We start from the raw sequence: 25,677 nt of genomic DNA, 5'->3' as shown, positions 1-25,677 counted from the left end.
CGGTCACTCCCCGGCTGATCCGTGGAGTGACCGTCGCGCTTATTCGTCGTAACCGAGGTTCGGCGCCAGCCAGCGCTCGGTCACGCTCAGTTCCTGACCTTTGCGCGAGGTGTAGCTCTGCACCTGATCCTTGTCGACCTTGCCCACGGCAAAGTATTGCGCCTGCGGGTGCGCGAAGTACCAGCCGCTGACCGCGGCTGCGGGGAACATCGCATAGTGTTCGGTGAGGAACACGCCGCTGCGGCCCGCGCGCATTTCGCTGGCCTCAGGATCGAGCAGGGTGAACAGCGTGGCCTTCTCGGTGTGATCCGGGCAGGCCGGGTAACCCGGTGCCGGACGGATACCGGAGTACTGCTCTTTGATCAGCGCTTCGTTGTCCAGCACTTCGTCCTTGGCATAACCCCAGTGTTCTTTACGCACTTGCTGGTGCAGCCATTCGGCGCAAGCTTCCGCCAGACGGTCGGCGAGGGCTTTGACCATGATCGAGTTGTAGTCGTCGCCAGCGTCCTGATAAGCCTTGGCCACTTCTTCGGCGCCGATGCCGGCGGTGGTGATGAACCCCCCGACGTAATCGGTCACTTCGCTGTCTTTCGGCGCGACGAAGTCGGCCAGCGAGAAGTTCGGCTTGCCGTCGGTCTTGATGATCTGCTGACGCAGATGATGCAGGCGCGCCATGGGCTTGCCGTCATCGCCGTACAGCTCGATATCGTCGTCGTGTACCTGATTGGCCGGCCAGAAACCGAACACCGCACGGGCGCTGATCAGCTTCTCGTCGATCAGCTTGGTGAGCATTTCACGCGCATCCTTGTACAGCGCGGTGGCGGCTTCACCGACCACTTCGTCTTCGAGGATGCGCGGAAACTTGCCGGCCAGGTCCCAGGAGATGAAGAACGGCGTCCAGTCGATGTATTCGGCCAGCACGTTGAGGTCGATGTTATCCAGCACGCGGGTGCCGGTGAAGGTCGGTTTGACCGGCGTGTAGCTGGCCCAGTCGAACTGCGGCTTCTTGGCGATCGCCGCCGCGTAGCTCAGGCGCTCGGTACGGGCGCTGCGGTTGGCGGTGCGCTCACGCACGTCGACGTAATCGGCGCGGGTCTTCTCGACGAATCCGGCCTTGAGTTCCTTGGACAGCAACTGCGTCGCGACGCCGACCGCACGCGAGGCGTCGGTCACGTAGACCACCGCATCGTTGCTGTACTTCGGCTCGATCTTCACGGCGGTGTGCGCCTTGGAGGTGGTCGCGCCACCGATCATCAGCGGCAGGTGGAAATCCTGACGCTGCATTTCCCGGGCAACGTGGACCATCTCGTCCAGCGACGGGGTGATCAGGCCGGACAAGCCAATGATGTCGCACTTTTCTTCCTTGGCGACCTGAAGGATTTTCTCCGCCGGGACCATCACGCCGAGGTCGACGATGTCGTAGCCGTTGCAACCCAGCACCACGCCGACGATGTTCTTGCCGATGTCGTGCACGTCGCCTTTTACCGTGGCCATCAGGATCTTGCCCTTGGCTTCCGGCTTGTCGCCTTTTTCCAGTTCGATGAACGGGATCAAATGCGCCACGGCTTGCTTCATCACGCGGGCGGATTTGACCACCTGCGGCAGGAACATTTTGCCGGCGCCGAACAGGTCGCCAACGATGTTCATGCCGGACATCAGCGGGCCTTCGATGACTTCGATCGGGCGGGCAAATGACTGGCGCGACTCTTCGGTGTCTTCGACGATGTGGGTGGTGATGCCCTTGACCAGCGCATGCTCCAGACGCTTGTTGACGTCCCAGCTGCGCCACTCTTCGGTCTCGGCTTCCTTGACGCTGCCGTCGCCCTTGTACTTGTCGGCGATGGCGAGAAGGGCGTCGGTGCCTTCCGGCGTGCGGTTGAGGATCACGTCTTCGACGGCGTCGCGCAGTTCCTGCGGGATCTGGTCGTAGATCTCCAGCTGACCGGCGTTGACGATACCCATGGTCAGGCCGGCGCGGATCGCATACAGCAGAAACACCGAGTGGATCGCCTCACGCACCGGGTTGTTGCCGCGGAACGAGAACGACACGTTGGACACGCCACCGGAGCTCAGCGCATACGGCAGTTCGTCACGGATGTAGGCACAGGCATTGATGAAGTCCACAGCGTAATTGTTGTGTTCTTCGATGCCGGTGGCCACGGCGAAGATGTTCGGGTCGAAGATGATGTCTTCCGGCGGGAAGCCGACTTCGTTGACCAGAATGTCGTAGGAGCGTTTGCAGATCTCTTTCTTGCGCGCCTCGGTGTCGGCCTGGCCGGCTTCGTCGAAGGCCATGACCACCACTGCCGCGCCGTAGCGTTTGCACAGCTTGGCGTGATGGATGAACTGCTCGACGCCTTCTTTCATGCTGATCGAGTTGACGATGCCCTTGCCTTGAATGCACTTCAGACCGGCTTCGATGACTTCCCATTTCGACGAGTCGATCATGATCGGCACGCGGGAGATGTCCGGCTCGCCGGCGATCAGATTGAGGAAGGTCACCATGGCCTTCTTCGAATCGAGCATGCCTTCGTCCATGTTGATGTCGATCACCTGGGCGCCGGCCTCGACCTGCTGCAGGGCGACTTCCAGGGCTTCGGTGTAGTTGTCTTCACGGATCAGACGGGCGAACTTCGCGGAGCCGGTGATGTTGGTGCGCTCGCCAACGTTGACGAACAGCGAGCTGCGATCGATGGTGAACGGCTCCAGACCCGACAGGCGGCAGGCCTTGGGGATGTCCGGAATCTGCCGCGGCGCGTAACCGGCGACGGCTTTGGCGATGGCTTCGATGTGGCCCGGAGTGGTGCCGCAGCAACCGCCGACGATGTTGAGGAAACCGCTTTGGGCGAATTCTTCGATGACCTTGGCGGTGTCCACCGGCAATTCGTCGTACTCGCCGAATTCGTTCGGCAAACCGGCGTTCGGGTGCGCCGACACGTGAGTGCTGGCCTTGTTCGACAGCTCTTCCAGATACGGACGCAGTTCGCTGGCGCCGAGGGCGCAGTTGAGGCCGACCGAGATTGGCTTGGCGTGGGCCACCGAGTTCCAGAACGCTTCGGTGGTCTGGCCCGAGAGGGTGCGGCCGGACGCATCGGTGATGGTCCCGGAAATCATGATCGGCAGTTCAATGTGCAGTTCTTCGAAGACGCCTTGTACGGCGAAGATCGCGGCTTTGGCGTTGAGCGTGTCGAAGATGGTTTCGATCAGGATCAGGTCGACGCCGCCCTCGATCAGGCCTTTGGTGGCTTCGGTGTAGTTTTCCACCAATTCATCGAAGGTGACGTTGCGGTAGCCTGGGTTGTTCACGTCAGGCGACAGCGAGCAGGTACGGCTGGTCGGGCCGAGTACGCCAGCAACGAAGCGTGGCTTGTCCGGGTTCTCGGCGGTCTTGGCGTCGGCCACCTTGCGCGCCAGACGCGCGCCTTCTACGTTTAATTCGTACGCCAGTTCTTCCATGCCGTAGTCAGCCATGGAAATGCGCGTGGCGTTGAAAGTGTTGGTTTCCAGAATGTCGGCGCCGGCATCCAGATAAGCCTTTTCGATGCCGCCGATCACGTCCGGACGGGTGATCACCAACAGGTCGTTGTTGCCCTTGACGTCGCTCGGCCAGTCGGCGAAGCGTTTGCCGCGATAATCCTGCTCCTCGAGCTTGTAGCTCTGGATCATCGTGCCCATGCCGCCATCGAGTATCAGGATGCGCTCTTTGAGGGCTTGCTTGAGAGCTTGAAGGCGGACGCTGCGATCGGACATTGGGACTACTCGAAAAGACCATGACGAAGGGCCGGGATCATAGCAAACCTGTGCGCTTTTGGAGCATGTGCCGCTTTTGCATGAATATCGCTCATGTTGGTACGGGCGTCATACTGTAGAATCGCGGACGTTTTTTTCTGGATCGGGATCAAGGGCATGTCGTACCGCGTCATCAGCATTTTCTTGCTGTTTTTAAGCTGGGGCGCCGTGGCGCAGGAACCCGCGATCTCTGCTGCTATTTCGTACACCCGAGACATCCAGCCGATCTTCACCGAGAAATGCGTGGCCTGCCATGCGTGCTACGACTCGCCGTGCCAGCTCAACCTGGGCAGCGGTGAAGGCGCTGGCCGTGGCGCGAGCAAGATGCCGGTCTACGACGGCGAGCGCACTCAGGCTGCGCCGACCACGCGACTGTTCTACGACGCTTTCGGCAAACGTGCGTGGCAGCAGAAGGACTTCTATTCGGTGCTCGACGCTCAGGGCAGTCAGGCGGCGCTGATGGCGCGCATGCTGGAACTGGGCCACAAAACCCCGCTGACACCGAATGCCAGGCTGCCGGAAGAGATCGTCCTCGGCCTGCAACGGGAAAACCTGTGTGCGATGCCCGCCGAGTTTGAAGGCTATGCCGGCGCCCATCCGAAAGAAGGCATGCCGCTGGCGGTGACCGGCCTCACCGATCAGCAATACCAGACCCTGCAACGCTGGCTGGCGTCCGGTGCGCCGATCGACGAACAAGGTTTGGCCCCGAGCGCCAAAGAAGCGCTGCAAATTGTGCAGTGGGAAAACCTGCTCAACACGCCGGGTGCGCGGCAGAGTCTGGTCGGGCGCTGGTTGTTCGAACACTGGTTCCTGGCGCATATCTATTTCAAGGACGGCGAGCCGGGGCACTACTTCCAGTGGGTGCGGTCGCGCACGCCGACCGGGCAGCCGATCGACCTGATCGCCACCCGACGCCCGAATGACGACCCGGGCACTCAGGTGTATTACCGCCTGTGGCCGGTGCAAGGGGTGATTGTGCACAAGACCCACATCACTTATCCGCTGAGCGCGGCGAAGATGGCGCGGGTCAAGAGCTTGTTCTACAGCGGCAACTGGCAAGTCAACGCGTTACCGGGGTACGGGCCGCAGAGCCGGGCCAACCCGTTCGCCACGTTCGAAGCGATTCCGGCGCAGGCGCGCTACCAGTTCATGCTCGATAACGCCGAATACTTCGTCCGCACCTTCATTCGCGGGCCGGTGTGCCGTGGGCAGATTGCGACGGATGTGATCCGCGATAACTTCTGGGCGCTGTTCCAGGCCCCGGAACACGATCTGTACATCACCGACCCCAACTATCGCGGCCAAGCCACGCCGTTGCTGGCAATGCCGGGGCAGAACGATGACGTCGGCAGTGTCCTGAGCCTGTGGCACAACTACCGCAACAAGCGCAACGAATACGAAGCCCTGCGCCGCGATAGCTACGCCGACCAGCCGCCGCCGAGCTGGTCGACCCTGTGGGCCGGCAACGACAACGCGCTGCTGAGCATTTTCCGCCACTTCGACAGCGCTTCGGTGACCAAAGGCCTGATCGGCGAAGTGCCGCAAACGATGTGGCTGTTTGACTATCCGCTGCTGGAGCGCACTTATTACCAGTTGGCAGTCAACTTCGATGTGTTCGGCAACGTCTCCCATCAGGCGCAGACCCGTCTGTATTTCGACCTGATCCGCAACGGCGCCGAACAGAACTTCCTGCGTCTGATGCCGGCCGATTCCCGTGAGGACTATCTCGACGATTGGTATCAGAGCAGCGGCCAGTTCAAGATGTGGCTCGACTACGAAGCCATTGACGACGACAAACCGACCGGGCTGAAGCTCGATCCGAAGGACCCGAAATACGACTTCGCCATGCAACTGCTGGCACGCTACGGCGACCTCAATGCGCGGCCGGATCCGATCAACCGCTGTGATGGCGCCTACTGCTCGCGGCCGAACATTGATCCGGCGTTGCAGAACGCCGAACAGGCGCTGAGCCGCCTGACGTCACGACCGGCCGCCGGTCTCAAGGTCATCGACCAATTGCCGGAAGCCACCTTGCTGCGCATCGAAACCCGCAGCGGCAAACGCGAGGTCTACAGCTTGCTGCGCAACCGTGCGCACAGCAACGTGGCGTTTCTGTTGGGCGAATCCCTGCGCTATCAGCCGGGACTCGACACCTTGACCATTTATCCAGGCGTGCTCAGCAGTTACCCGAATTTCATGTTCAACATTCCGGCCGCGCAAGTCCCGGAGTTTGTCGATGCCATGGAAAGCGCCAAGGATGCCGATCGCTTCGAGAAAATCGTCGAACGTTGGGGGATCCGTCGCAGTCATCCGCAATTCTGGTTCTATTTTCACGACCTGAGCCAGTACATCCACGAAACCGAACCGGAGGAAGAGGGCGTGCTGGACATGAACCGCTACGAGAATCTTTGATCGTTGAGATCGACCTGCTGTCCCAACTCCAAGCAACACCGCAAAGCCCCTGTAGGAGCTGCCGAGTGCAACGAGGCTGCGATCTTTTGATTCTTTAACAACAAAGATCAAAAGATCGCAGCGTGCCGCAGCTCCTACAGGGGGGCGGAGGTGATTCAGGAATTGTGCACGGGAGCCGATCATGTTGATTTCAGTGCAGGCCCTGCGCGCGCTTGCCGCGTGGACCGTGGTCTGCCATCACTTCATGCAGATTTTCTTCGACTTCAAGGCGCGCGGCCCGGTCGGGCAGTTCTTCATTGATAAAGGCGCAGTCGGCGTCGATGTCTTCTTCGTCATCAGCGGGCTGGTGATCTTCTTGTCTACCGAAAGCAAAACGCTGCCTCCGGCGCGGTTTCTGCTGTATCGACTGTCGCGCATAGTGCCGGCGTACTGGCTGTACACGCTGCTGATGGCCTTGCTGGTGGTGTTCGCCCGGCCGCTGTTACCGGATCAGACGGTGGACTGGGCGCATGTCCTGCTGTCGCTGCTATTCATTCCTGCGCAAAATCCCGGCGGTTATGGGATCTATCCGACGCTGAATGTCGGCTGGACGCTCAATTACGAAATGCTTTTCTATGTGTTGTTCGCCTGTGCGCTGGTGTTCCGCTGGCAGGTGCGCTTGCTGGTGGTTGGCGCGTTGCTGTTTTCGGTTTGTCAGGCGTTTGGCTGGATCAACGAGTTTTACCGTTCGGACATCGTCTACGAATTTTTGCTGGGGATCGGCATTGGCGTGCTCTATCGCCGGGGCTGGATCGGTGCAGGTTTATGGCTGCCGCTGTTGGCGATGGGCGCCGCGTTGTCGGCGATCTATCACCTGGCGCCGGCGCCAAGGCTGTTGAACTGGGGCGTGCCGAGCGCGGTGCTGGTGATGGCGTGCATGGCACTGGAGCGCTATGTCGAGCACAACCGCGTGATGAAATGGCTCGGTGACTGTTCCTATTCGGTGTATCTGATGCACGTATTGGTGCTGTCGGTTGGCGGTTTTATCGCGCGACGCTACGGAATCAACCCGTATCTGATGTTCATCGTCTGCGCGGTGGCTATCGCTGTGGGGTCATGGTTGAGCTACGAATGGGTAGAAAAACGCAGCTATCGGTGGCTTAAAGCACGGATCGATGGTGAACCGCTGCGCGTACCGGTCGAGAATCTTTCCCGACAAAAATACTAGGACTTTGTCCGGCGCAATGATTGGCGTAAACTGCGCCCAAGCCTGCGAGGAGTTTCCATGACCGCTATTACCATTACCGACGCCGCCCACGATTACCTGGCCGATCTGCTCTCCAAGCAGAACACCCCGGGTATCGGCATCCGCGTCTTCATCACCCAGCCTGGCACCCAGTACGCCGAAACCTGCATTGCCTACTGCAAGCCGGGCGAAGAAAAACCTGAAGATACCGCGCTGGGGCTGAAAAGCTTCACCGCCTATATCGACTCGTTCAGCGAAGCGTTTCTCGACGATGCCGTCGTCGACTACGCCACCGACCGCATGGGCGGCCAGCTGACCATCAAGGCGCCAAACGCCAAAGTCCCGATGGTCAACGCCGACAGCCCGGTCAACGAGCGCATCAACTATTACCTGCAAACCGAAATCAACCCGGGGCTGGCCAGCCACGGCGGTCAGGTCAGCCTGATCGATGTGGTCGAGGACGGCATTGCCGTGCTGCAGTTCGGCGGCGGCTGCCAGGGCTGCGGCCAGGCCGACGTGACCCTGAAGGAAGGCATCGAGCGCACCTTGCTTGAGCGTATTCCAGAGCTCAAAGGTGTGCGCGACGTGACCGACCACACGCAGAAAGAAAACGCCTACTACTGAGTAAGGTGTTCACTGCGAACATGAAAAACGGCGCCCCGTGAGCGCCGTTTTTTTATGTCCTTTTGTAGCGAGGGGATTTATCCCCGATGGGGTGCGAAGCAGCCCAAGAAATGGAACTGCTGCGCAGTTCATCGGGGATAAATCCCCTCACCACAGGTTTTTTATCCAGCCACAAAACTCATCTGACTCAGGGTCTGTAGAGATGTGCATGCCCCGCGCGATACAGCGATGACTCGCTGAACACCTCACTGCCCAGCACCCGACCCACCAGAATCAACGCCGTACGCCGAAACCCCTTGGCCGCAACCTTCGCCGCAATGTCCTCCAGCGTCCCCACCACCCAGTCCTGATCCGGCCACGTCGCCCGGTGAATCACTGCAATCGGGCAATCCGCGCCGTAATGCGGCAGCAGTTCAGTGATGATTTTCTGCAGATGATTGACCCCCAGGTGAATCGCCATGGTCGCGCCATGTTGTGCCAGATCGCCGAGTTCCTCGCCGGCGGGCATCGCGGTTTTGTCCGCATAGCGGGTCAGAATCACGCTCTGTGACACATCCGGCAGCGTCAGCTCGGCGCCAAGCAAGGCTGCACAGGCGGCAGTGGCGGTGACGCCGGGGATGATTTCGAACGGAATATTCAACTCGCGCAGATAACGAATCTGCTCGCCAATCGCACCGTACAGGCTCGGATCACCCGAGTGCACCCGCGCCACGTCCTGGCCCTTGCCGTGGGCGGTTGTGATCAGTTCAATGATCTGCTCCAGATGCAATTCGGCGCTGTTGACCACCGTTTCCGCCTGATGTCCCGCGAGCACGGCGGCCGGCACCAGCGAGCCTGCGTAAATGATTACCGGGCAACTGCGAATCAGTCGCTGGCCTTTGACGGTGATCAATTCCGGGTCGCCGGGGCCGGCGCCGATGAAGTAGACGGTCATGAAGACATCCTGTGAAAAACGGGGCAGGGCAACGCTTCAGATGAAGATTGCTCATGATCAAACAGGGGGGATTATCGGGAATTTACGCAGCGCCGGCCAATGCCAGTGTCGCCTGAGCGTATTTCTGCCGGGAAATCAGCAGCTTTGCCGGTGCCTGAATCAACTGCTCGGCCAGGGCCAGGGCGGCACTTTCCGCCACACCGTAGCAACCGGTGCGCTCATAGGCAATCTGCGAGTGATGGCTCAGTCGCTGCTGGTAAATGGCCAATTCTTCGCTGCTGAAATACAACAGCGGCAGCGCCAGTTGGCTGGCCAGTTCCTGCAGACCGGGTTCATCGCGTTTCAGGTCGATGCTGGCCAGGGCCTTGACCGCCTCGAGTTCTATACGATGCGCCTGCAACGCCTGATCGAGTAACGCGCGCAGCGTGCTGGCCGGGCAGCCGCGCTGGCAGCCCAGGCCGACCACCAGGGTCGGCGCTGCGCGGTCATCGGTCATGCGTGGTATTGACCAGCGCTTTTGCGGCGGAACAACCAGGCGCTGATCAGGCCCAAGGCCAGCCAGAACGCCACGTTGGTCAGCTGCGAAGCGATTTTGAACTGGGCTTCCAAGGCTTCCGGAGCGAGCATCGAATGCACTTCCGGTTGCGGCGCGCCGATCACATGCGGCACGGCGAGGATCGCCACGCCCAGCAGCTTCATCAGCCAGTGACGGCTGAACACGATGAGGGCCAGGCCGACTGCGGTGGAAGCGGCGGTGCCGATCCACCACGTTTGCCGCGACGCCAGATCGGCGGCAGCGGTGCCCGGCAGTTCAGGCGGCAGGCCGAGGGTCGGCGCGAGGACGAAGGTCGCGTAACCGGCCAGGCCCCAGAGCAGGCCCTGCGAAGTTTTGGTCGGTGCACGCAGGGTGTACAGGCCGGCGAGCATCAGCGCGAAACCGACCGCCACCACCAGATTGCCGCCGGTGGTCGAGACCACACGCTGCCAGCCGTCTTCCGGCTCCCAGGCTTCAGCGTCGTGAGTGTGTGCGGTCGTACCGGCGGCGTGTTCGTGAACGGCCACCGGTTCGGATTTTTCGAAAGTTTCAGCCTGCAGAATCAGTGGCGAGACCCAGAAGCTTTGCAGCAACGTCAGCAACAGGGCGGCCAGCAGGCCGGTGAAGCCTGCAGTTTGCGCGATACGCTTGATCATGTCGGCTGGTCTCAGTGGCACGGGAACGCGGCGCTGTGGCGGGTATCGTGAGCGGCGTTGTGCACCGCTTCGATGTGCGAGAAACCGGCGAAGTAAACGAGGCTGGCGCCCAGGATCGACGCGAAAATGGCGGCGGTCAGGCGTTGGCTCAAAGTGGCGGTGCTGGAGATGTTGTCGGTGTTGCTGCCGGTGCTGCTGATGATCGACATGGCGCTTCCCTCTGGAGTGTCAGCGGGTGATATAGAGCGCATGAAAACCCCTGCGAGTCGCGCACGCAGAGGTTCGAACAGCGCCCGCCCACCGCGGGTTTGTTATGTTCAGCGACGCGAAATGCGCGCTGTGTGTTGCGGGCCGGTCTCCGGGCTCACGAGGGGTTGGCGTCAGGCCGACCTGCAAGCATCACCTTCCCATGCCGCAATGGCACAGTGGATTCGACGCTTCGCTCGCTTACCGTTGCGGGGGCAGCACCGGACTGACATGGCTTTGAGTAAAGCACATGATTCACCGGTTTCCCGTTTCACCCTGTGAAGGGCACCCGTAACAAGTTGTGTAGGAGAGCATGGGTTGGGGAAACTAGTCAATTTTGTGGGTGGATCCGTTGCTGCGGTAACGGCCACTTAGGGTTCCGCCCTTACGGCGGGTCACTTTTGGCAAACGCCCCAAAAGTAACCAAAAGGTCTATGCCCTGACGTTCGGCCCTCGCTTAGGCTCGGGTTCCTTCGCTGCGGGATTCATCCGGGGGGCAGCGCCTACGGTTTGCTTCGCTGCACCTCCTCTCGCTGTGTTTGGCTGCGCCAAACGGTCGCTGCGCTCCCACCCCCGGATAAATCCCTCCACTCAGCCTGCCGACGGGCCCTCAGATCAAGAGCGGTACTCGAGCTAACGCTCATCGTGTTGAGTGGTGAAAAGCGGGTGCGGTCTGCTGTGACTTTTGTGGGAGCTGGCTTGCCAGCGATGGCGGCCTGACAGCCGACCAATCACCAACTGAAAACACCCAATCCCATGTAGGAGCTGCCGAAGGCTGCGATCTTTTGATCTGCTTTGGCTTTGGCTTTGGCTTTGGCTTTGGCTTTGGCTTTGGCTCTGGCTCTGGCTTTTGATGTGGCTTTTGACCTTCAGCCCCTTCGGCAGGCCGAGCGTAGGTGTCCATCAGGGGGTAGGCGCGCAGCGCCGTGCGGCGAAGCCGCATGCATCGAGAGGAGGTGCAGCGAAGCAAACCGTAGGCGATGCCCCCGGATGGACACCGTAGCGAGGGAACACTGAGCCTCAGCGAAGTGCCGTACGCCGGGGCAAAGCCTTTTGGGTTACCTTTTCGGCGTTTGGAAAAGGTGACTCGCTGTAAGAGCGAAACCGCCAGCGGCGACACCCGCAGAAACGGATATGCCCCCAATCCAAAAAAAACCAGACCCCGTAACCCGAGGTCTGGCAAAAGTGACCCGCCGCAACGGCGAAACCGTAATCAGCAACCCCCGCAGCAACGGATATGCCCCCAATCCAAACATTGACCCATCCTCAACCCATGCGTAGCCTTGCACCTTCGAGGTTCTTCGGCCCACGCCGAAGCTAAGAAGGGAACGCGGTCGAAGCCGCGGCTGCCCCCGCAACTGTGAACGGTGAAGTTCGTTGCCACGCCACTGCCAGCTCAATCCACTGAGCCCGCGGGAAGGCGCAGCGAATGCCAGGCCCATGGCCTGAACACCGTCAGCCAGGAGACCTGCCTCGTGACAGATTTCTCACTACAACCGGGCGGGGTGATCCGGTGGCGAATTCTTCCGCGCGCACGCCCGCAGCGGATCTCGTCCCGCATGCCCGCCACCTTGCCAAAGGGCATCCGATGAAAACACTGGCCAAACTCCCCGTCACCATCGTCACCGGTTTCCTCGGCTCGGGCAAAACCACCTTGCTGCGCCATATGCTCGACAACGCTCAGGGCCGCCGTATCGCGGTGATCGTCAACGAGTTCGGCGAGCTGGGTATCGACGGTGAGATCCTCAAGCAATGCACCATCGGCTGCACCGAAGAAGAAGCCACCGGCCGTGTCTACGAACTGGCCAACGGCTGCCTGTGCTGCACGGTGCAGGAAGAGTTCTTCCCGGTGATGCGCGAACTGGTCGCCCGTCGCGGTGATCTCGATCACATTCTGATCGAGACGTCCGGTCTGGCCCTGCCAAAACCCTTGGTTCAGGCTTTCCAGTGGCCGGAAATCCGCAGCGCCTGCACCGTGGACGCGGTGATCACCGTGGTCGACAGCCCGGCCGTGGCCGCCGGGACCTTTGCTGCGTTCCCGGATCAGGTTGATGCCCAGCGCAAACTCGATCCGAACCTGGATCACGAGTCGCCGCTGCACGAACTGTTCGCCGACCAACTGGCCAGCGCCGATCTGGTGATCCTCAACAAGGCCGACCAGACCAGCCAGGAAGACCTCGCTCGCGTGCGCGCTGAAGTCGCTGAAGAACTGCCGCCAGCAGTAAAAATCATCGAAGCCAGCAACGGTCGCCTGCCGCTGGACGTGTTGATTGGTCTCGGTGCCGGATCCGAAGAACACATCGACAGCCGTCACAGCCATCACGATCACCACCACGACGGTGATGACGACCACGATGACCACGATCACGACGCCTTCGATTCGATCTCCATCGAACTGCCGCAAGCCGACGAAAGCCTGCTGCTCGACGCGCTGACGCAACTGGTTGTGCAGCACGGCATCCTGCGTGTGAAGGGCTTCGCGGCGATTCCGAACAAGCCGATGCGCCTGTTGATTCAAGGCGTGGGCACGCGTTTCGACAAGCACTTCGACCGCCAGTGGGGCGCTGACGAAGCGCGCGTCACTCGTCTGGTGTTGATCGGTCAGGAACTCGACGCTGCGCAACTCGAAGCGCAACTGCGCGCCGCGCTCAGCGTTTAAGCCATGCACCTGCTCAGGACCCAGCCCGGCGGTTTCGTGTCGGATGACAACATTGCCGACCTTGGACAAACCCCCGCCGAGCTGGTGATCCTGTGCAGCGGCGACTCCAGCCTGGCGCTGCTCGCCGAAGCGGCGCAGCAACTGCCCGAGGATTACCCGAGCCTGCGCCTGGCCAATCCGATGCAGGTGCAGAATCACGCTTCGGTCGATCTGTATGTCGATGAGGTGCTGCGGCACGCCAAGGTCATCCTGATTTCGCTGCATGGCGGCATCGCCTACTGGCGTTATGGCGTCGAGCGTCTGGTGGAATTGTCCGAGCGCGGCGTGCAGGTGATTCTGGTACCGGGGGATGACCGTCCGGACCCGGAACTCAGTGACCTGAGCACCGTACCCGCCGAAGATCGCGACCGTCTCTGGCAGTTTTTGCGTCAGGGCGGGATGGGCAATGCGCTGGGCTTCTTCCATTGTCTGGCCAGCCGCTGGCTGGCGCGGGATTACGCCTGGGGCGAGCCGCAAGCGCTGCCGCGTACGGCGATTTACCACCCACAGAAAAACACCGCCGCACTGAGCGACTGGCAAGCCGATTGGCTGCCCGGTCAACCCGTGACGGCGGTGTTGTTTTATCGCTCGCATTTGCAAGCGGCGAACACCGCGTTCATCGATGTGTTCTGCCAGCGCTTGCAGGCGACGGGGCTCAATCCGTTGCCGATCGCCGTCGCCAGCCTGAAAGAACCCGGCTGTCTGTCAGTGGTCGAGGACTGGCTGGATGAGGTCGAAGCTGCGGTGATCCTCAACACCACCGGCTTCGCGCAATCCAGCCCGGAAGCGCCGCACCTGCGGCCGTTCCGGCGCAATATTCCGGTGATTCAGGCGATCTGTGCCCAGGACAACGAGCCGGGCTGGCGCGACAGCGAGCAGGGTCTGGGACCACGAGATCTGGCGATGCACATTGCCTTGCCGGAACTCGACGGGCGCATCATCAGCCGGCCGATCAGCTTCAAGGATCTGGCCTGGCGCAGCGAGCGCAGTCAGTCCGACGTGGTCTGCTACCGGGCGCAACCCGAGCGCATGGATTTCGTCGCTGAACTGGCCCGGCGCTGGAGCGATCTGGCGCGGCTGCAGAACGCTGAAAAACGCATCGCACTGATTCTCGCCAACTACCCGACCCGCGACGGTCGCATCGGCAATGGCGTCGGCCTCGACACGCCAGCGGCGGCGTTGAATATCCTGCGCGCGTTGCAGGCCGAAGGCTTTCCGTTGACCGCTGAGTTGCCGGACAGCGGCACCGCGTTGATCCAGCAATTACTCGGCGGGGTCAGCAACGACCTCGACAGCATCGACCTGCGCCCGTGTCAGCAAAGTCTGGCGATGGACGCCTACCTGGCGATGTTCAATGCGCTGCCCGAGGCCAATCGCGCGGCAGTGCTGGAACGCTGGGGCACGCCGCAAAACGACCCGATGTGCCGCGACGGGCGAATGATGATCGCCGGTCTGCGCTTCGGCCTGACCTTCGTCGGCATTCAGCCGGCGCGCGGTTATCAGGTCGATCCGAGTGCGGTGTATCACGACCCGGATCTGGTGCCGCCGCACGGCTATCTGGCGTTCTATTTCTGGCTGCGCAACACCTACGGTGCGCACGCGGTGATTCACGTCGGCAAGCACGGCAACCTCGAATGGCTGCCGGGCAAGGGCGTGGGGCTTTCGCAGAATTGCTGGCCGGACGCGCTGCTCGGGCCGCTGCCGAACATCTATCCGTTTATCGTCAACGACCCGGGCGAGGGCGCCCAGGCCAAACGGCGCACGCAAGCGGTGATCATCGACCACCTGATGCCGCCGCTGACCCGCGCCGAAACCTACGGCCCGTTGCGCAATCTGGAACTGTTGGCCGACGAATATTACGAGGCGCAACTGCTCGATCCGCGTCGTGCGCGAGAGCTGCAACGCGACATTCTGCAACTGGTGCGCGAGACGCAGATCGACCGCGAACTGCAACTCGACGCGGGCCTGGACAGTGATGCCGACGCCGCGATCTGGCTGCCGCGGCTGGACACCTACCTGTGTGATCTGAAGGAATCGCAGATTCGCGATGGCCTGCACATCTTTGGCGAATCGCCGACCGGACGTTTGCGTATCGATACCTTGCTGGCCTTGTTGCGCATTCCGCGTGGCGACGGCAAAGGCGCACAGTCGAGTCTGCTGCGGGCGTTGGCCAAGGCGTTTGAATTGAGCTTTGATCCGCTGGATTGCGCCCTTGCCGATCCATGGAACGGCCCGCGCCCAGCGGAGCTGCAAAGCGTCAGCGACGAAGTCTGGCGCAGCGCCGGCGATACCCGCGAACGCCTCGAACTGTTCGCCGCCCACCTGATCGCCCAAGCACTACAAATCCCCTGTGGGAGCGAGCTTGCTCGCGAAAGCGGTGGGTCAGGTACATCAATGTCGACTGACACGACGCTTTCGCGAGCAAGCTCGCTCCCACAAGGGGCGTGTTGGGCTGAAGTGAGGGCGATCATTGAAAACCTGCGCGAAGTCATCGCCCCACGCCTCGACGCCTGCGGCCCCGCCGAAATGCGCGGTCTCCTCGACGCCCTCAACGGCCGCTTCGTCCCCGCCGGCCCAAGTGGCGCGCCCAGCCGTGGCCGTCTCGACGTGCTGCCCACCGGGCGCAACTTCTACTCGGTGGACGTGCGCAACCTGCCGACCACCACCGCGTGGCGCATCGGCTTCCAGTCCGCGACGTTGATTCTCGAGCGGCATTTGCAGGATCACGGCGATCACCTGCGTCAGCTCGGCCTGTCGGTGTGGGGCACTGCGACCATGCGCACCGGCGGTGATGACATCGCCCAGGCCATGGCGCTGATGGGCGTGCGCCCGGTGTGGGCCACCGGCAGTCAGCGCGTCGATGATTTCGAGATTCTGCCGCTGAGCCTGCTCGACCGGCCACGGGTCGACGTCACGCTGCGGGTCTCGGGTTTTTTCCGCGATGCTTTTGCCAATTTGATTCGTCTGTTCGACGCCGCCGTGCAAGCGGTGGCAGCGCTGGACGAACCGGATGACCTCAACCCGCTGGCGGCGAAGGTGCGTGCCGAGCGCGAGGCGCTGTTGCAATCGGGGCTGGATGCCGACGCGGCGCGGCGTCAGGCCGGCTGGCGGATCTTCGGCGCCAAACCCGGTGCCTATGGCGCAGGCGTGCAGGGCGCCATCGACGGTCGCCTGTGGCAGAGTCGCGAGGATCTGGCCGAGGTCTACCTTAACTGGGGCGCCTACGCCTATGGCGGGGCGGATGAGGGCACCGCCGCCCGCGAACAGTTCGTCCAGCGCCTGAGCCAGGTGCAGGCGGTGTTGCAGAATCAGGACAATCGCGAGCACGACTTGCTCGATTCCAACGACTATTACCAGTTTCAGGGCGGCATGCTCGCGGCGGTGGAAACCCTGCGCGGGGAAGCGGCGGCGAGTTATCACGGCGATCACAGCCAGCCGGATCTGCCGAGAATCCGCACCCTGAAAGAAGAACTCAATCGGGTGATCCGCTCGCGGGCGGCCAATCCGAAGTGGATCGACGGGGTCAAACGTCACGGCTATAAAGGCGCGTTTGAACTGGCGGCGACAGTCGATAACCTGTTCGCCTTCGACGCCACCACGCAACTGATCGACGATCATCAATATGCGTTGCTGGCCGACGCCTATTTGCTCGACCCGACGACCCGGGATTTTGTTCGTGAACACAATCCGCATGCCCTGCGCGACATGACCGAACGCATGCTGGAAGCGCAGCAACGCGGGATGTGGCAGGAACCCGGCTTGTATAAAGAAGCACTGGAAAACCTGCTGCTGGATATAGAAGAAGACACCTGATGCACCGCAATCCCCTGTGGGCGCGAGCAGGCTCGCTCCCCCAGGGATCAACGTGGCTCCCAGCGATTTTCGAAAGATCACCGACCATGACCGAGTATTGAAGATGACCGACATCCCGCATTTCCCGCTCTCCGCCGTGGTCGGCGCTGATGACTTGAAACTCGCGCTGTACCTCACCGCCATCGACCCGAAAATCGGTGGCGTGCTGATCGAAGGCCCACGCGGAATGGCTAAATCGACTCTGGCCCGTGGCCTCGCCGATCTGCTGGCCAGCGGTCAGTTCGTCACCTTGCCACTGGGCGCCACCGAAGAACGTCTGGTCGGCACCCTCGATCTGGATGCCGCGCTGAGTGAAGGTCGTGCGCAGTTTTCTCCCGGCGTGCTGGCCAAGGTCGACGGCGGTGTGCTGTACGTCGATGAAGTGAATCTGTTGCCCGATCATCTTGTGGATCTGCTGCTGGATGTGGCGGCCAGCGGCACCAATCTGGTCGAGCGTGATGGCCTCTCTCATCGGCATTCGGCACGGTTTGTGTTGATCGGCACAATGAACCCGGAAGAGGGCGAATTGCGCCCGCAGCTGCTGGACCGTTTTGGCCTGAACGTCGCCCTCAGCGGCCACACCGCGCCGACCGAACGCGGGCAGATCATCCGTCGCCGACTGGATTTCGACAGCGACCCGCAGGCGTTCTGTGCGCAGTGGGAAGCCGAGCAGCAAGCGCTGCGCGAACGCTGCGAACAGGCGCGCATCGCCTTGGCGCGCATTGCGCTGGATGACGAGGCTTTGGCAAGCATCACCGAGCGCTGCTTTGCCGCCGGCGTCGATGGCTTGCGGGCCGATCTGGTCTGGCTGCGTGCGGCCCGAGCCCACGCGGCATGGCGCGGTGCCGAAGCCATTGCCGAGCAAGACATCGATGCGGTGGCGGAATTTGCCCTGCGCCATCGCCGTCGTGGGTCCACTTCGCCCAGCCCTCAACCATCTGCGCAGAACCAGACCAGCACCCAGGCCGAACCAAGCGATGGGCAGGGGCAGTGGGGCGACATGCCTGCTCCGGCGCTGGCGACTGGCGCACGCCGCGAAGTGCCGAGCTGGCCAAAAAAGTAACCGGCATTCGTCCCCGATCCGACGCGGGGGCGAATGCCAGTCCCCGCGCCGGACGACTCGACTACGGACGCCAGGGCAAGCGCCACGCTGCGCGCAGCGGTCTGGTGAACTGGCCAGGGACGCTGCTAAACGGTCGGCCGCAAACCCGTGAGGACTTGCAGTTCCAGCTGCGTACGCGTGCTCCCCATGAGTTATGGCTGGTGATCGTCGATGCGTCGGCTTCGACGCGACGGCATCAGGCGCTGAGCGATGCCAAGGGGTTGCTCGCGCAATTGTTTGATGATGCGTATCGACAAAGGGCGCGACTGGCCTTGCTGACCGCCAGTGGCAGCGCGCCGCAATGGCAGGTGCAAGGATTGAAGGCTTCAAGTGGCTTGCGCACCTGGCTGGAGACACTGGGCGCGGGCGGCGGCACGCCATTGGTGGCGGCGTTGACGCAGGCGCAGCAATGGCTGATGCAGCGACAAAAGCGCTTTCCGGCCGAGCAGCAGCGCTTGTTGCTGGTCACGGACGGACGTTTGAAAACCTTGCCGCCGCTGCTGCCGCTGGGGTGTCCGGGGTTGCTGATCGACATCGAGCGGGGGCCGATCCGTCTGGCGCGGGCGCGGGAATTGGCGGCGGTGCTGAATGCGGAATATCGGCATATCGATGATGTGTGAAGTCTGAGCGGGCCTCTTCGCGAGCAAGGTTGGTGAACACCGCTTGCTCTGTGGGAGCGAGCCTGCTCGCGAAGGCATCGCCTCGAATCATGCGGGATCACCAAAAAACTGCAGCGCTGCTCTATGCTCCACCCAGCCCAATCACAAGGAGTGAATCATGCGGGTACTGGTCGCCAATCCTCAGGACGATTTTCGCGTCAAAGCCTACGCCGGCACCAACGGCGTGCTGCTCGCCATGGATCTGGCCGAACCCCGCCGTAATGGCTTGCTCGGGTTTGCCATCGAAAAGCAGCAGGGCGACAAACCGTGGTTGTTCCTGTTCAACAGCCTGACGTTTCCCGGCAAGGTTCACACGTTCCCGCAATATCACGCCACGCCCAGCGATAAGGCACCGCTGCAGAAATTCCGCTGGGCCGATTACGCCGTCAACCCGGGCACGACCCTGCACTATCGCGTGCACCTGGCCTACGGCACGGCGGACGCGCCGCTACTGGGCGAATCGCTCGCGCTGAGCATCACCAGTGACGACGGCCACCCGGCCAATCAGAGCGTGATCTTCAATCGCGCCGTGGCTGCCAGTCAGGCGTTTCAGCGCAAATTTCCCGACCTCGACGCACAGATCAGCGCCAACAAGAATCTGCCCATCGAAGCCTGGCCCGACGCGGCGCGCCTGTGGCTGGAGAACGGACTGCTGGAGCGATTGCTGAGCTTCATCGAGCAGGCTGTGGACGCGCAGTGGGCGTTGGACATTGCGATCTACGAGTATCAGTTGCAGGCGATCATTGATGCCGTGAACGCGGCATTCGCGCGAGGGGTGCAAGTGCGCGTGCTGTACCACGCCCAGCCTGATGATCCCGATACGACCCTGAATGAAGCGAACCTTGCCCAATTACCAGCGGCGAACAAGCGTGGCCGGGTCACTCACAACATTTTCCACGACAAATTCATCGTCCTCAGCCGGGTCGATGGCGTCGGTCAGCGTCAACCGCAGGCGGTGCTGTGCGGCAGCACCAATTTCACCGCCAATGGCGTGTATCGCCAGGCCAATGTGGTGCATACGCTTGATGACGTGACCATTGCCACGCGCTATTTGCAAACGTTCGAAGAGGTCTGGGCCAACCCCGCCGACGTCGCTGCGACGCGCAACTGGATCACCGAGCACAACCCGATGGATCCGACGCAGCCGCTGTTCGCCGGGTTCTCGCCACGCAGCGGTGGCGGCGATTTGCGTGAGTTTGTCGAGATCATCGAGGCCGCCAGCAAGGACGTGCTGTTTGTCACGGCATTCACCTTGCCGGACGCGATCCTCAATGCGTTGCTTGGCAAGCCCCATGACGACATCCTGCGTTACGGCCTGCAAAACACCGCGAGCCGCATCACCGGGTTTCATGCCGACCGCAGCGCCGAATTCGCCGCCACCGCCTTGCTCAACACCGGGCTGGAAGGCTGGCTGAAAGAAAACATGAAAGGTCAGAAGGGCAACCTGTTGGTGCACACCAAAGCGGTGATCGTCGACTTCACCAGCGACAGGCCGACGATTATCAGCGGCAGCCACAACCTCAGCACTTCGGCCAGTCACGGCAATGACGAGAACTTCCTGATCATTCGCGGCGACACCGATCTGGCTGATCGTTACGGTCTGGAATTGCTGCGGTTTTATGAGCATTACCGCTTCCGCTATTTCGCGAAAAAACTCGAGCTGAAGCAGGTGAGTCCGTTGGCGGTGGATGACAGCTGGACCAACGATTACTACGTGGAGGGGGATTTGCGCCAGTTGTCGCGGTTGCGCTTTGCCGGACGATGACAGACCCCTGTAGGAGCTGCCGCAGGCTGCGATCTTTTGAATTTGTTTTTTAAGGTCAAGATCAAAAGATCGCAGCCTGCGGCAGCTCCTACAGGGGGGCAGTGGTCAGTTGATACAGATTTTGAAATGATTTCGCTCTGTAGGAATTGTCGTCGGAGCCTGTACGCTCCAAGGCCATTTTTCATTCAGGATTTGCATGAACACCCTCTTGGAGCCTCCCAGTCGTACCTTCTCCTCGCGCCATGGCGCGGTCTTGACGCACTCGCAGCATCCGGTTTTCCGCCTCCCGACTATCGTTGACAACGCAGCCTCAGAGCCTTCGCGTTGCACTTTGCCGTGCCCGGCAGCCTGAATTTACTGAAGAGAGATCGAGACATTTTATGGAATGGTTAGCGGATCCCACGGCCTGGTTAGGCTTGTTGACTCTGATCGTGCTGGAACTGGTGCTGGGTATCGACAACCTGGTGTTCATCGCGATTCTGGCGGACAAACTGCCGCCGCATCAGCGTGATCGTGCGCGGATCATCGGCCTGTCGCTGGCACTGATCATGCGTCTGGGCCTGTTGGCGAGCATTTCCTGGCTGGTGACCCTCACGCAGCCGTTGTTCGAAGTGTTCGGCAAGAGCTTCTCCGGCCGTGACCTGATCATGCTGTTTGGTGGTGTGTTCCTGCTGTTCAAGGCGACGATGGAGCTGCACGAACGGCTTGAAGGCCACGTCGGCCAGCGCTCGACCAACGCCGCTTACGCGCTGTTCTGGCCGATCGTGGCGCAGATCGTGGTGCTCGATGCGGTGTTCTCGCTGGACGCGGTAATCACCGCCGTCGGCATGGTCGACGAGTTGGCGGTGATGATGATCGCGGTGATCATTTCCATCGGCCTGATGATTGTGGCCAGCAAGCCGCTGACCCGCTTCGTCAATGCGCACCCGACGGTGATCATGCTGTGTCTGGGCTTCCTGATGATGATCGGTTTCGCCCTGACGGCCGAAGGCCTGGGCTTCCACATCCCGAAAGGCTATCTGTACGCGGCCATCGGCTTCTCGATCCTGATCGAGGTGTTCAACCAGATCGCCCGGGCCCGACGCAAACGTTCGATGCAAGGCCTGCGCCCGCTACGTGAGCGCACGGCACACGCGGTGATGCGCTTGCTGGGCGGACGCAAGCTGGAAGTGGAGGAGGTCGGCGAGGAAATCTCCGATCTGCTGGATGACGGCGAAGCCCGGAGTGCAGAACTGTTCGACCGGCGTGAGCGGGTGATGATCAGTGGCGTGCTGCAACTGGCCGAACGCCCGATTCGCAACCTGATGACCGTGCGCGCCGACGTTGACACCATCGATCTGGCCGACGACGCCGAAACGATCCGGACAAAACTGATGCACTCGTCCTATTCGCGTCTGCCGCTGATCCGCAACGGTGCCGTGGATGAACCGTTGGGCTTCGTGCACAAGAAGGAATTGCTCAAGGAGTACCTGAGCGGCATTGAGCCGAACCTGGAACATCTCGCACGCAAGACCATCAACCTGCTCGACAGCTATTCGATCCTCAATGCGCTGGAGCAGATGCGCGCAGCGTCGACCCACATTGCTTTTGTGGTCAATGAGTTCGGCGACTTCGTCGGCGTGCTGACCATGACCGACATCCTCGAATCGATTGCCGGCGAACTGCCCGATGCCAGCGAAATCGAAGGCCCGGACGTGATCGAAGAACAGGGCGGATTCATGGTCAACGGCGCTCTGAATCTGACGCGTGTGCGTGAACGTACCGGATTTGGTGCGCAGCCAACCGAGGATTATCAGACGTTGGCCGGGCTGGTGATGAGTCTGCTGGATCGCCTGCCGATGATCGGCGATCGCCTGCAGTACGAAGGCTGGCAGATGACCGTCAAAGCCGTTGAGGAACGACGGGTGACGCAGGTGTTGCTGGTGCGCGATTCTGCGTAAGGCAGCAGCCTTGCGCTGACGGTGCCGGCCCCTTCGCGGGCAAGCCCGCTCCCACAGTGCACGCGTCGTACACGGAATGTGTGAACAACGTTGACCCCTGTGGGAGCGGGCTTGCCCGCGAAAGCGATGTGTCAGACGCCGTAACGATTACGGCAAATGCACTGCCTCAAATCACCCGCCGATGCGCACGCGTGATTGTGCAGAGCCTGCTCAATGTGCGGCGCAACCACGGCAGGTCATGTCGTGGTTTCTGCTGCACCACCGGTGCCCTAGTCCTGCCAATATGCCGGGCAAAGTCCGCCGCCAGTGTTTCCTCTGTGTCGATGCCCTTGAGCTTCTTCAGCAACTTGCCGTTCTTGTAGAACAGCACCGTCGGCGTGCCGGTGACCAACGGATGGCGCGGCGACTCACGGGTATTGAGCATGTAGATATTCGCTCGCAGCCGATATGGCTCGGCAATTTCTCGAAACACCGGCCCGGCCCATTCGCAGGCAGGACAGTGTTCATTGGCGAAGTACAGGATCACCGGGCGCCAGGTTTTCAGGGCTTTGCGGTAGACCGGAGCCAGATTGGAAATGGTATTGGCAGAACTCATTGAAAACTCCTTTTTCATCGACCTCGAAGATTCAATGACGTTAAAGGAGGGTGCAGAACCGGTCTACTGTCAGAAATTACAGGTGGCCTGTGGATTCGCGAGATTTTTCCCACTTTTATGGCGGACCGTCCTGACACGAAACCCGGAAATGTGGATTGTCGGGACGTGATACCTTTTTTCACTCAATAAAAGAGACGGTGGGAATAAGCGATAGCCGTCGAAGCCGTCTTGGAGTGCTAGCACCATTAACAGCACTCCAGGGAGCACCATCATGACTCACGTAGTTCTTTCCAATATCGTTGCGAGTATTTCTGAATTGAAAAGAAATCCCATGGGTACCGTGGCCGCCGGTGGCGGCCAGTCTGTTGCAATCCTCAATCGAAATGCGCCGGCGTTTTATTGTGTGCCCGCGAAGGAGTATGAGGCGATGATGAATCGTCTTGAGGACCTGGAACTGATCGCACTATGCAAGGAGCGAGAAAACGACCCAACCATTAAGCTCTCTATAGATGACCTATGAGCTGGAGTTTTCCGAGAAAGCGTGGAGAGAATGGAAAAAGCTTGATTCAGCATTACAGATCAGTTCAAAAGAAAGCTCGCTACACGTCTGGTCAACCCTCACGTTCCTGCCGATCGACTTCGAGGGTTGGGAAACGCTTACAAAATCAAGCTTCGCAGTGCTGGGTACAGGCTGGTCTATCGCGTAAAGAACGAGGTTTTGGTTGTTACCGTGATTGCGGTAGGGAGAAGAGAGCGGGGAGAGGTTTACGACAAAGCCGCTAGCCAATAGATAAGGAGAGAGGGCGCGTTCAAACGCCAAACACATTTGCACCGAAATAGTCGTCGATGCTCCCATCTGGGAACCAACTACTCGCGATTTGTAGCCTAAAGTAGCGCAGCCCATCAGTACCTTCATGTAACACCATTCCTCGCATTTCCCGCATCCTGTTGATTCCAAAAACATTTCAACTCAGCGCAGATTCCCTTTGAATCCTGTGGCACACTTTCTGCTGTCTATTCCGTAGTAACAAACCGTATTCCGGTATAGCGGAATAAACATCATCCTGGAGTGCTTGCCATGCATCGCCGTCCTTCGTTGTTCAAAGCGTGTGTTTTTGTTCTTGCGGCTTCGTCCGCTGTCATGGGCATGGCCCAGGCAGCCGACAGCAAACTCGACAGTGTTCTGGCCCGGGGCAAGCTGATTGTCGGCACCGGCAGCACCAATGCGCCGTGGCACTTTCAGGGTGCGGACGGCAAGTTGCAGGGCTTTGATATCGACATCGCCAGGATGGTGGCCAAGGGTTTGTTCAATGACCCGAACAAGGTCGAGTTCGTCGTGCAGTCGTCCGATGCGCGGATTCCCAACCTGCTGACCGACAAGGTCGACATGAGCTGCCAGTTCATCACCGTCACCGCCAGCCGTGCGCAGCAAGTGGCGTTCACTTTGCCGTACTACCGCGAAGGCGTCGGCCTGCTGCTGCCGGCCAACAGCAAGTACAAGGAAATCGAAGACCTGCAGGCTGCCGGTGACAGCGTTACGGTGGCCGTGCTGCAAAACGTCTACGCCGAAGAACTGGTGCACCAGGCGCTGCCCAAGGCCAAGGTCGATCAGTACGACAGCGTTGATCTGATGTATCAGGCGGTGAACTCCGGCCGTGCCGATGCCGCGGCTACCGATCAGTCGTCGGTCAAATACCTGATGGTGCAGAACCCTGGCCGCTACCGCAGCCCGACTTATGCCTGGAGTCCGCAGACCTACGCCTGCGCAGTCAAGCGCGGCGATCAGGACTGGCTGAACTTCGTCAACACCACGCTGCATGAAGCCATGACCGGCGTTGAGTTCCCGACTTACGCGGCATCCTTCAAGCAATGGTTCGGTGTCGATCTGCCGTCGCCGGCGATCGGTTTCCCTGTCGAATTCAAATGATCCCGTGAGAGTGGGGCGATACAAATCGCCCCGCTCAAGGTACTGCTGACCATGAACTATCAGTTGAACTTTGCTGCCGTGTGGCGCGATTTCGACACCTTGCTGGCGGGGCTCGGTCTGGGACTTGAACTGGCGTTGGTGTCGATTGCCATCGGCTGCGTGATCGGCCTGCTGATGGCGTTTGCCTTGCTCTCGAAGCATCGCGCCTTGCGGGTGCTGGCCTCGGTGTACGTCACGGTGGTGCGGAATACGCCGATCCTGGTGTTGATTCTGTTGATCTACTTCGCCTTGCCGAGCCTGGGGATCCGTCTGGACAAGATCCCGTCGTTCATCATCACGTTGTCGCTGTATGCCGGTGCCTATCTGACCGAGGTGTTCCGTGGCGGCTTGCTGAGCATCCCCAAAGGCCAGCGTGAAGCGGGGCTGGCGATCGGACTCGGTGAATGGCAGGTCAAGGCCTACGTGACCGTGCCGGTCATGCTGCGCAACGTGTTGCCGGCGCTGTCGAACAACTTCATTTCGCTGTTCAAGGACACCTCGCTGGCCGCCGCGATTGCAGTGCCGGAGCTGACCTACTACGCGCGCAAGATCAACGTCGAAAGCTACCGGGTGATTGAAACCTGGCTGGTGACCACGGCGTTGTATGTCGCGGCCTGTTACCTCATTGCCATGCTGCTGCGTTACCTGGAGCAGCGTCTGGCAATCCGCCGATAGGAGG

The 25,677-nt window shown here is 60.8% G+C and carries 18 protein-coding genes, 1 pseudogene and 2 riboswitches; of the genes and pseudogenes, 13 read left to right on the top strand and 6 right to left on the bottom strand.

Annotated elements, in window-relative coordinates:
- Positions 1 to 39: 39 nt before the first annotated feature.
- The gene (metH, locus tag GTQ41_RS14770; protein ID WP_047291457.1) at positions 40 to 3,750 is read right to left on the bottom strand and encodes a methionine synthase; all 3,711 of its coding nucleotides are present in this window, start codon (positions 3,748 to 3,750) and stop codon (positions 40 to 42) included.
- A gap of 156 nt (positions 3,751 to 3,906) precedes the next feature.
- Here metH and GTQ41_RS14765 point away from each other — a divergent pair, with 156 nt between their 5' ends.
- The 3 genes from GTQ41_RS14765 to nfuA all read left to right on the top strand — a co-directional run bounded on the left by GTQ41_RS14765 (position 3,907) and on the right by nfuA (position 8,050).
- On the top strand, positions 3,907 to 6,201 hold the full coding sequence (locus GTQ41_RS14765; RefSeq protein ID WP_047291458.1) for a fatty acid cis/trans isomerase: 2,295 nt from the start codon (positions 3,907 to 3,909) through the stop codon (positions 6,199 to 6,201).
- A 181-nt stretch (positions 6,202 to 6,382) separates the two neighbouring features.
- On the top strand, positions 6,383 to 7,408 hold the full coding sequence (locus GTQ41_RS14760; RefSeq protein WP_047291460.1) for an acyltransferase: 1,026 nt from the start codon (positions 6,383 to 6,385) through the stop codon (positions 7,406 to 7,408).
- Positions 7,409 to 7,465: 57 nt separating this feature from the next.
- On the top strand, positions 7,466 to 8,050 hold the full coding sequence (gene nfuA / locus GTQ41_RS14755; RefSeq protein WP_003225494.1) for a Fe-S biogenesis protein NfuA: 585 nt from the start codon (positions 7,466 to 7,468) through the stop codon (positions 8,048 to 8,050).
- A 187-nt stretch (positions 8,051 to 8,237) separates the two neighbouring features.
- On the opposite strand, the gene cobM is transcribed toward nfuA, so the two are convergent.
- The 4 genes from cobM to GTQ41_RS14735 form a co-directional block, all read right to left on the bottom strand.
- Positions 8,238 to 8,984 carry a precorrin-4 C(11)-methyltransferase gene (gene cobM, locus GTQ41_RS14750; protein WP_047291463.1) on the bottom strand — a complete coding sequence of 249 codons (747 nt, stop codon included), beginning with the start codon at positions 8,982 to 8,984 and terminating at the stop codon, positions 8,238 to 8,240.
- An 82-nt stretch (positions 8,985 to 9,066) separates the two neighbouring features.
- Complete coding sequence (locus tag GTQ41_RS14745) at positions 9,067 to 9,480, bottom strand: cobalamin biosynthesis protein (RefSeq protein WP_047291465.1); 414 nt, start codon at positions 9,478 to 9,480, stop codon at positions 9,067 to 9,069.
- Entirely contained in the window at positions 9,477 to 10,175 is a 699-nt protein-coding gene (locus GTQ41_RS14740) for a CbtA family protein (RefSeq protein ID WP_047291467.1), read from the bottom strand. The genes GTQ41_RS14745 and GTQ41_RS14740 overlap by 4 nt, the downstream gene beginning before the upstream one ends.
- An 11-nt stretch (positions 10,176 to 10,186) precedes the next feature.
- Positions 10,187 to 10,384, bottom strand: coding sequence for a CbtB domain-containing protein (locus GTQ41_RS14735; protein ID WP_047291469.1), 198 nt, complete (start codon positions 10,382 to 10,384; stop codon positions 10,187 to 10,189).
- 122 nt (positions 10,385 to 10,506) lie between these two features.
- Positions 10,507 to 10,729: riboswitch (cobalamin riboswitch) on the bottom strand.
- A 969-nt stretch (positions 10,730 to 11,698) separates the two neighbouring features.
- Positions 11,699 to 11,912: riboswitch (cobalamin riboswitch) on the top strand.
- 97 nt (positions 11,913 to 12,009) lie between these two features.
- Between GTQ41_RS14735 and cobW the strand changes: the two genes are divergently transcribed.
- The 6 genes from cobW to GTQ41_RS14705 all read left to right on the top strand — a co-directional run bounded on the left by cobW (position 12,010) and on the right by GTQ41_RS14705 (position 22,437).
- Positions 12,010 to 13,080, top strand: coding sequence for a cobalamin biosynthesis protein CobW (gene cobW, locus GTQ41_RS14730; protein WP_047294811.1), 1,071 nt, complete (start codon positions 12,010 to 12,012; stop codon positions 13,078 to 13,080).
- Between the two features lie 3 nt (positions 13,081 to 13,083).
- Entirely contained in the window at positions 13,084 to 16,932 is a 3,849-nt protein-coding gene (gene cobN / locus GTQ41_RS14725; protein WP_047294809.1) for a cobaltochelatase subunit CobN, read from the top strand.
- A gap of 103 nt (positions 16,933 to 17,035) precedes the next feature.
- Positions 17,036 to 18,034 carry an ATP-binding protein gene (locus tag GTQ41_RS14720; protein ID WP_047294808.1) on the top strand — a complete coding sequence of 333 codons (999 nt, stop codon included), beginning with the start codon at positions 17,036 to 17,038 and terminating at the stop codon, positions 18,032 to 18,034.
- Positions 17,962 to 18,693 (top strand): VWA domain-containing protein, encoded by a 732-nt coding sequence (locus GTQ41_RS14715; protein ID WP_230679385.1) that lies wholly within the window; start codon positions 17,962 to 17,964, stop codon positions 18,691 to 18,693. The genes GTQ41_RS14720 and GTQ41_RS14715 overlap by 73 nt, the downstream gene beginning before the upstream one ends.
- A 157-nt stretch (positions 18,694 to 18,850) precedes the next feature.
- Positions 18,851 to 20,497: a phospholipase D-like domain-containing protein gene (locus GTQ41_RS14710; RefSeq protein WP_047294807.1), complete on the top strand. Its 1,647-nt coding sequence runs from the start codon at positions 18,851 to 18,853 to the stop codon at positions 20,495 to 20,497.
- A 380-nt stretch (positions 20,498 to 20,877) separates the two neighbouring features.
- Positions 20,878 to 22,437: a TerC family protein gene (locus GTQ41_RS14705; RefSeq protein ID WP_047294806.1), complete on the top strand. Its 1,560-nt coding sequence runs from the start codon at positions 20,878 to 20,880 to the stop codon at positions 22,435 to 22,437.
- A gap of 166 nt (positions 22,438 to 22,603) precedes the next feature.
- Here the strand turns inward: GTQ41_RS14705 and GTQ41_RS14700 are convergent, their stop codons facing one another.
- Complete coding sequence (locus GTQ41_RS14700) at positions 22,604 to 23,032, bottom strand: co-chaperone YbbN (RefSeq protein ID WP_047294805.1); 429 nt, start codon at positions 23,030 to 23,032, stop codon at positions 22,604 to 22,606.
- A gap of 271 nt (positions 23,033 to 23,303) precedes the next feature.
- On the opposite strand from GTQ41_RS14700, the gene GTQ41_RS14695 reads away from it, so the two are divergent.
- The 4 genes and pseudogenes from GTQ41_RS14695 to GTQ41_RS14680 all read left to right on the top strand — a co-directional run bounded on the left by GTQ41_RS14695 (position 23,304) and on the right by GTQ41_RS14680 (position 25,673).
- The gene (locus GTQ41_RS14695) at positions 23,304 to 23,552 is read left to right on the top strand and encodes a type II toxin-antitoxin system Phd/YefM family antitoxin (RefSeq protein ID WP_047294804.1); all 249 of its coding nucleotides are present in this window, start codon (positions 23,304 to 23,306) and stop codon (positions 23,550 to 23,552) included.
- Positions 23,542 to 23,822 (top strand): annotated as a pseudogene (locus GTQ41_RS14690) (type II toxin-antitoxin system RelE/ParE family toxin). The gene GTQ41_RS14695 and the pseudogene GTQ41_RS14690 overlap by 11 nt, the downstream one beginning before the upstream one ends.
- Positions 23,823 to 24,110: 288 nt before the next feature.
- Positions 24,111 to 24,959: a transporter substrate-binding domain-containing protein gene (locus GTQ41_RS14685; protein WP_047294802.1), complete on the top strand. Its 849-nt coding sequence runs from the start codon at positions 24,111 to 24,113 to the stop codon at positions 24,957 to 24,959.
- A 51-nt stretch (positions 24,960 to 25,010) separates the two neighbouring features.
- Positions 25,011 to 25,673: an amino acid ABC transporter permease gene (locus tag GTQ41_RS14680; protein WP_003225455.1), complete on the top strand. Its 663-nt coding sequence runs from the start codon at positions 25,011 to 25,013 to the stop codon at positions 25,671 to 25,673.
- Positions 25,674 to 25,677: the final 4 nt, after the last annotated feature.

The organism is Pseudomonas sp. AN-B15 (assembly GCF_019056475.1).
GTDB lineage: Bacteria > Pseudomonadota > Gammaproteobacteria > Pseudomonadales > Pseudomonadaceae > Aquipseudomonas > Aquipseudomonas parakoreensis.
This window is presented reverse-complemented; position numbering and strand designations above follow the sequence as displayed.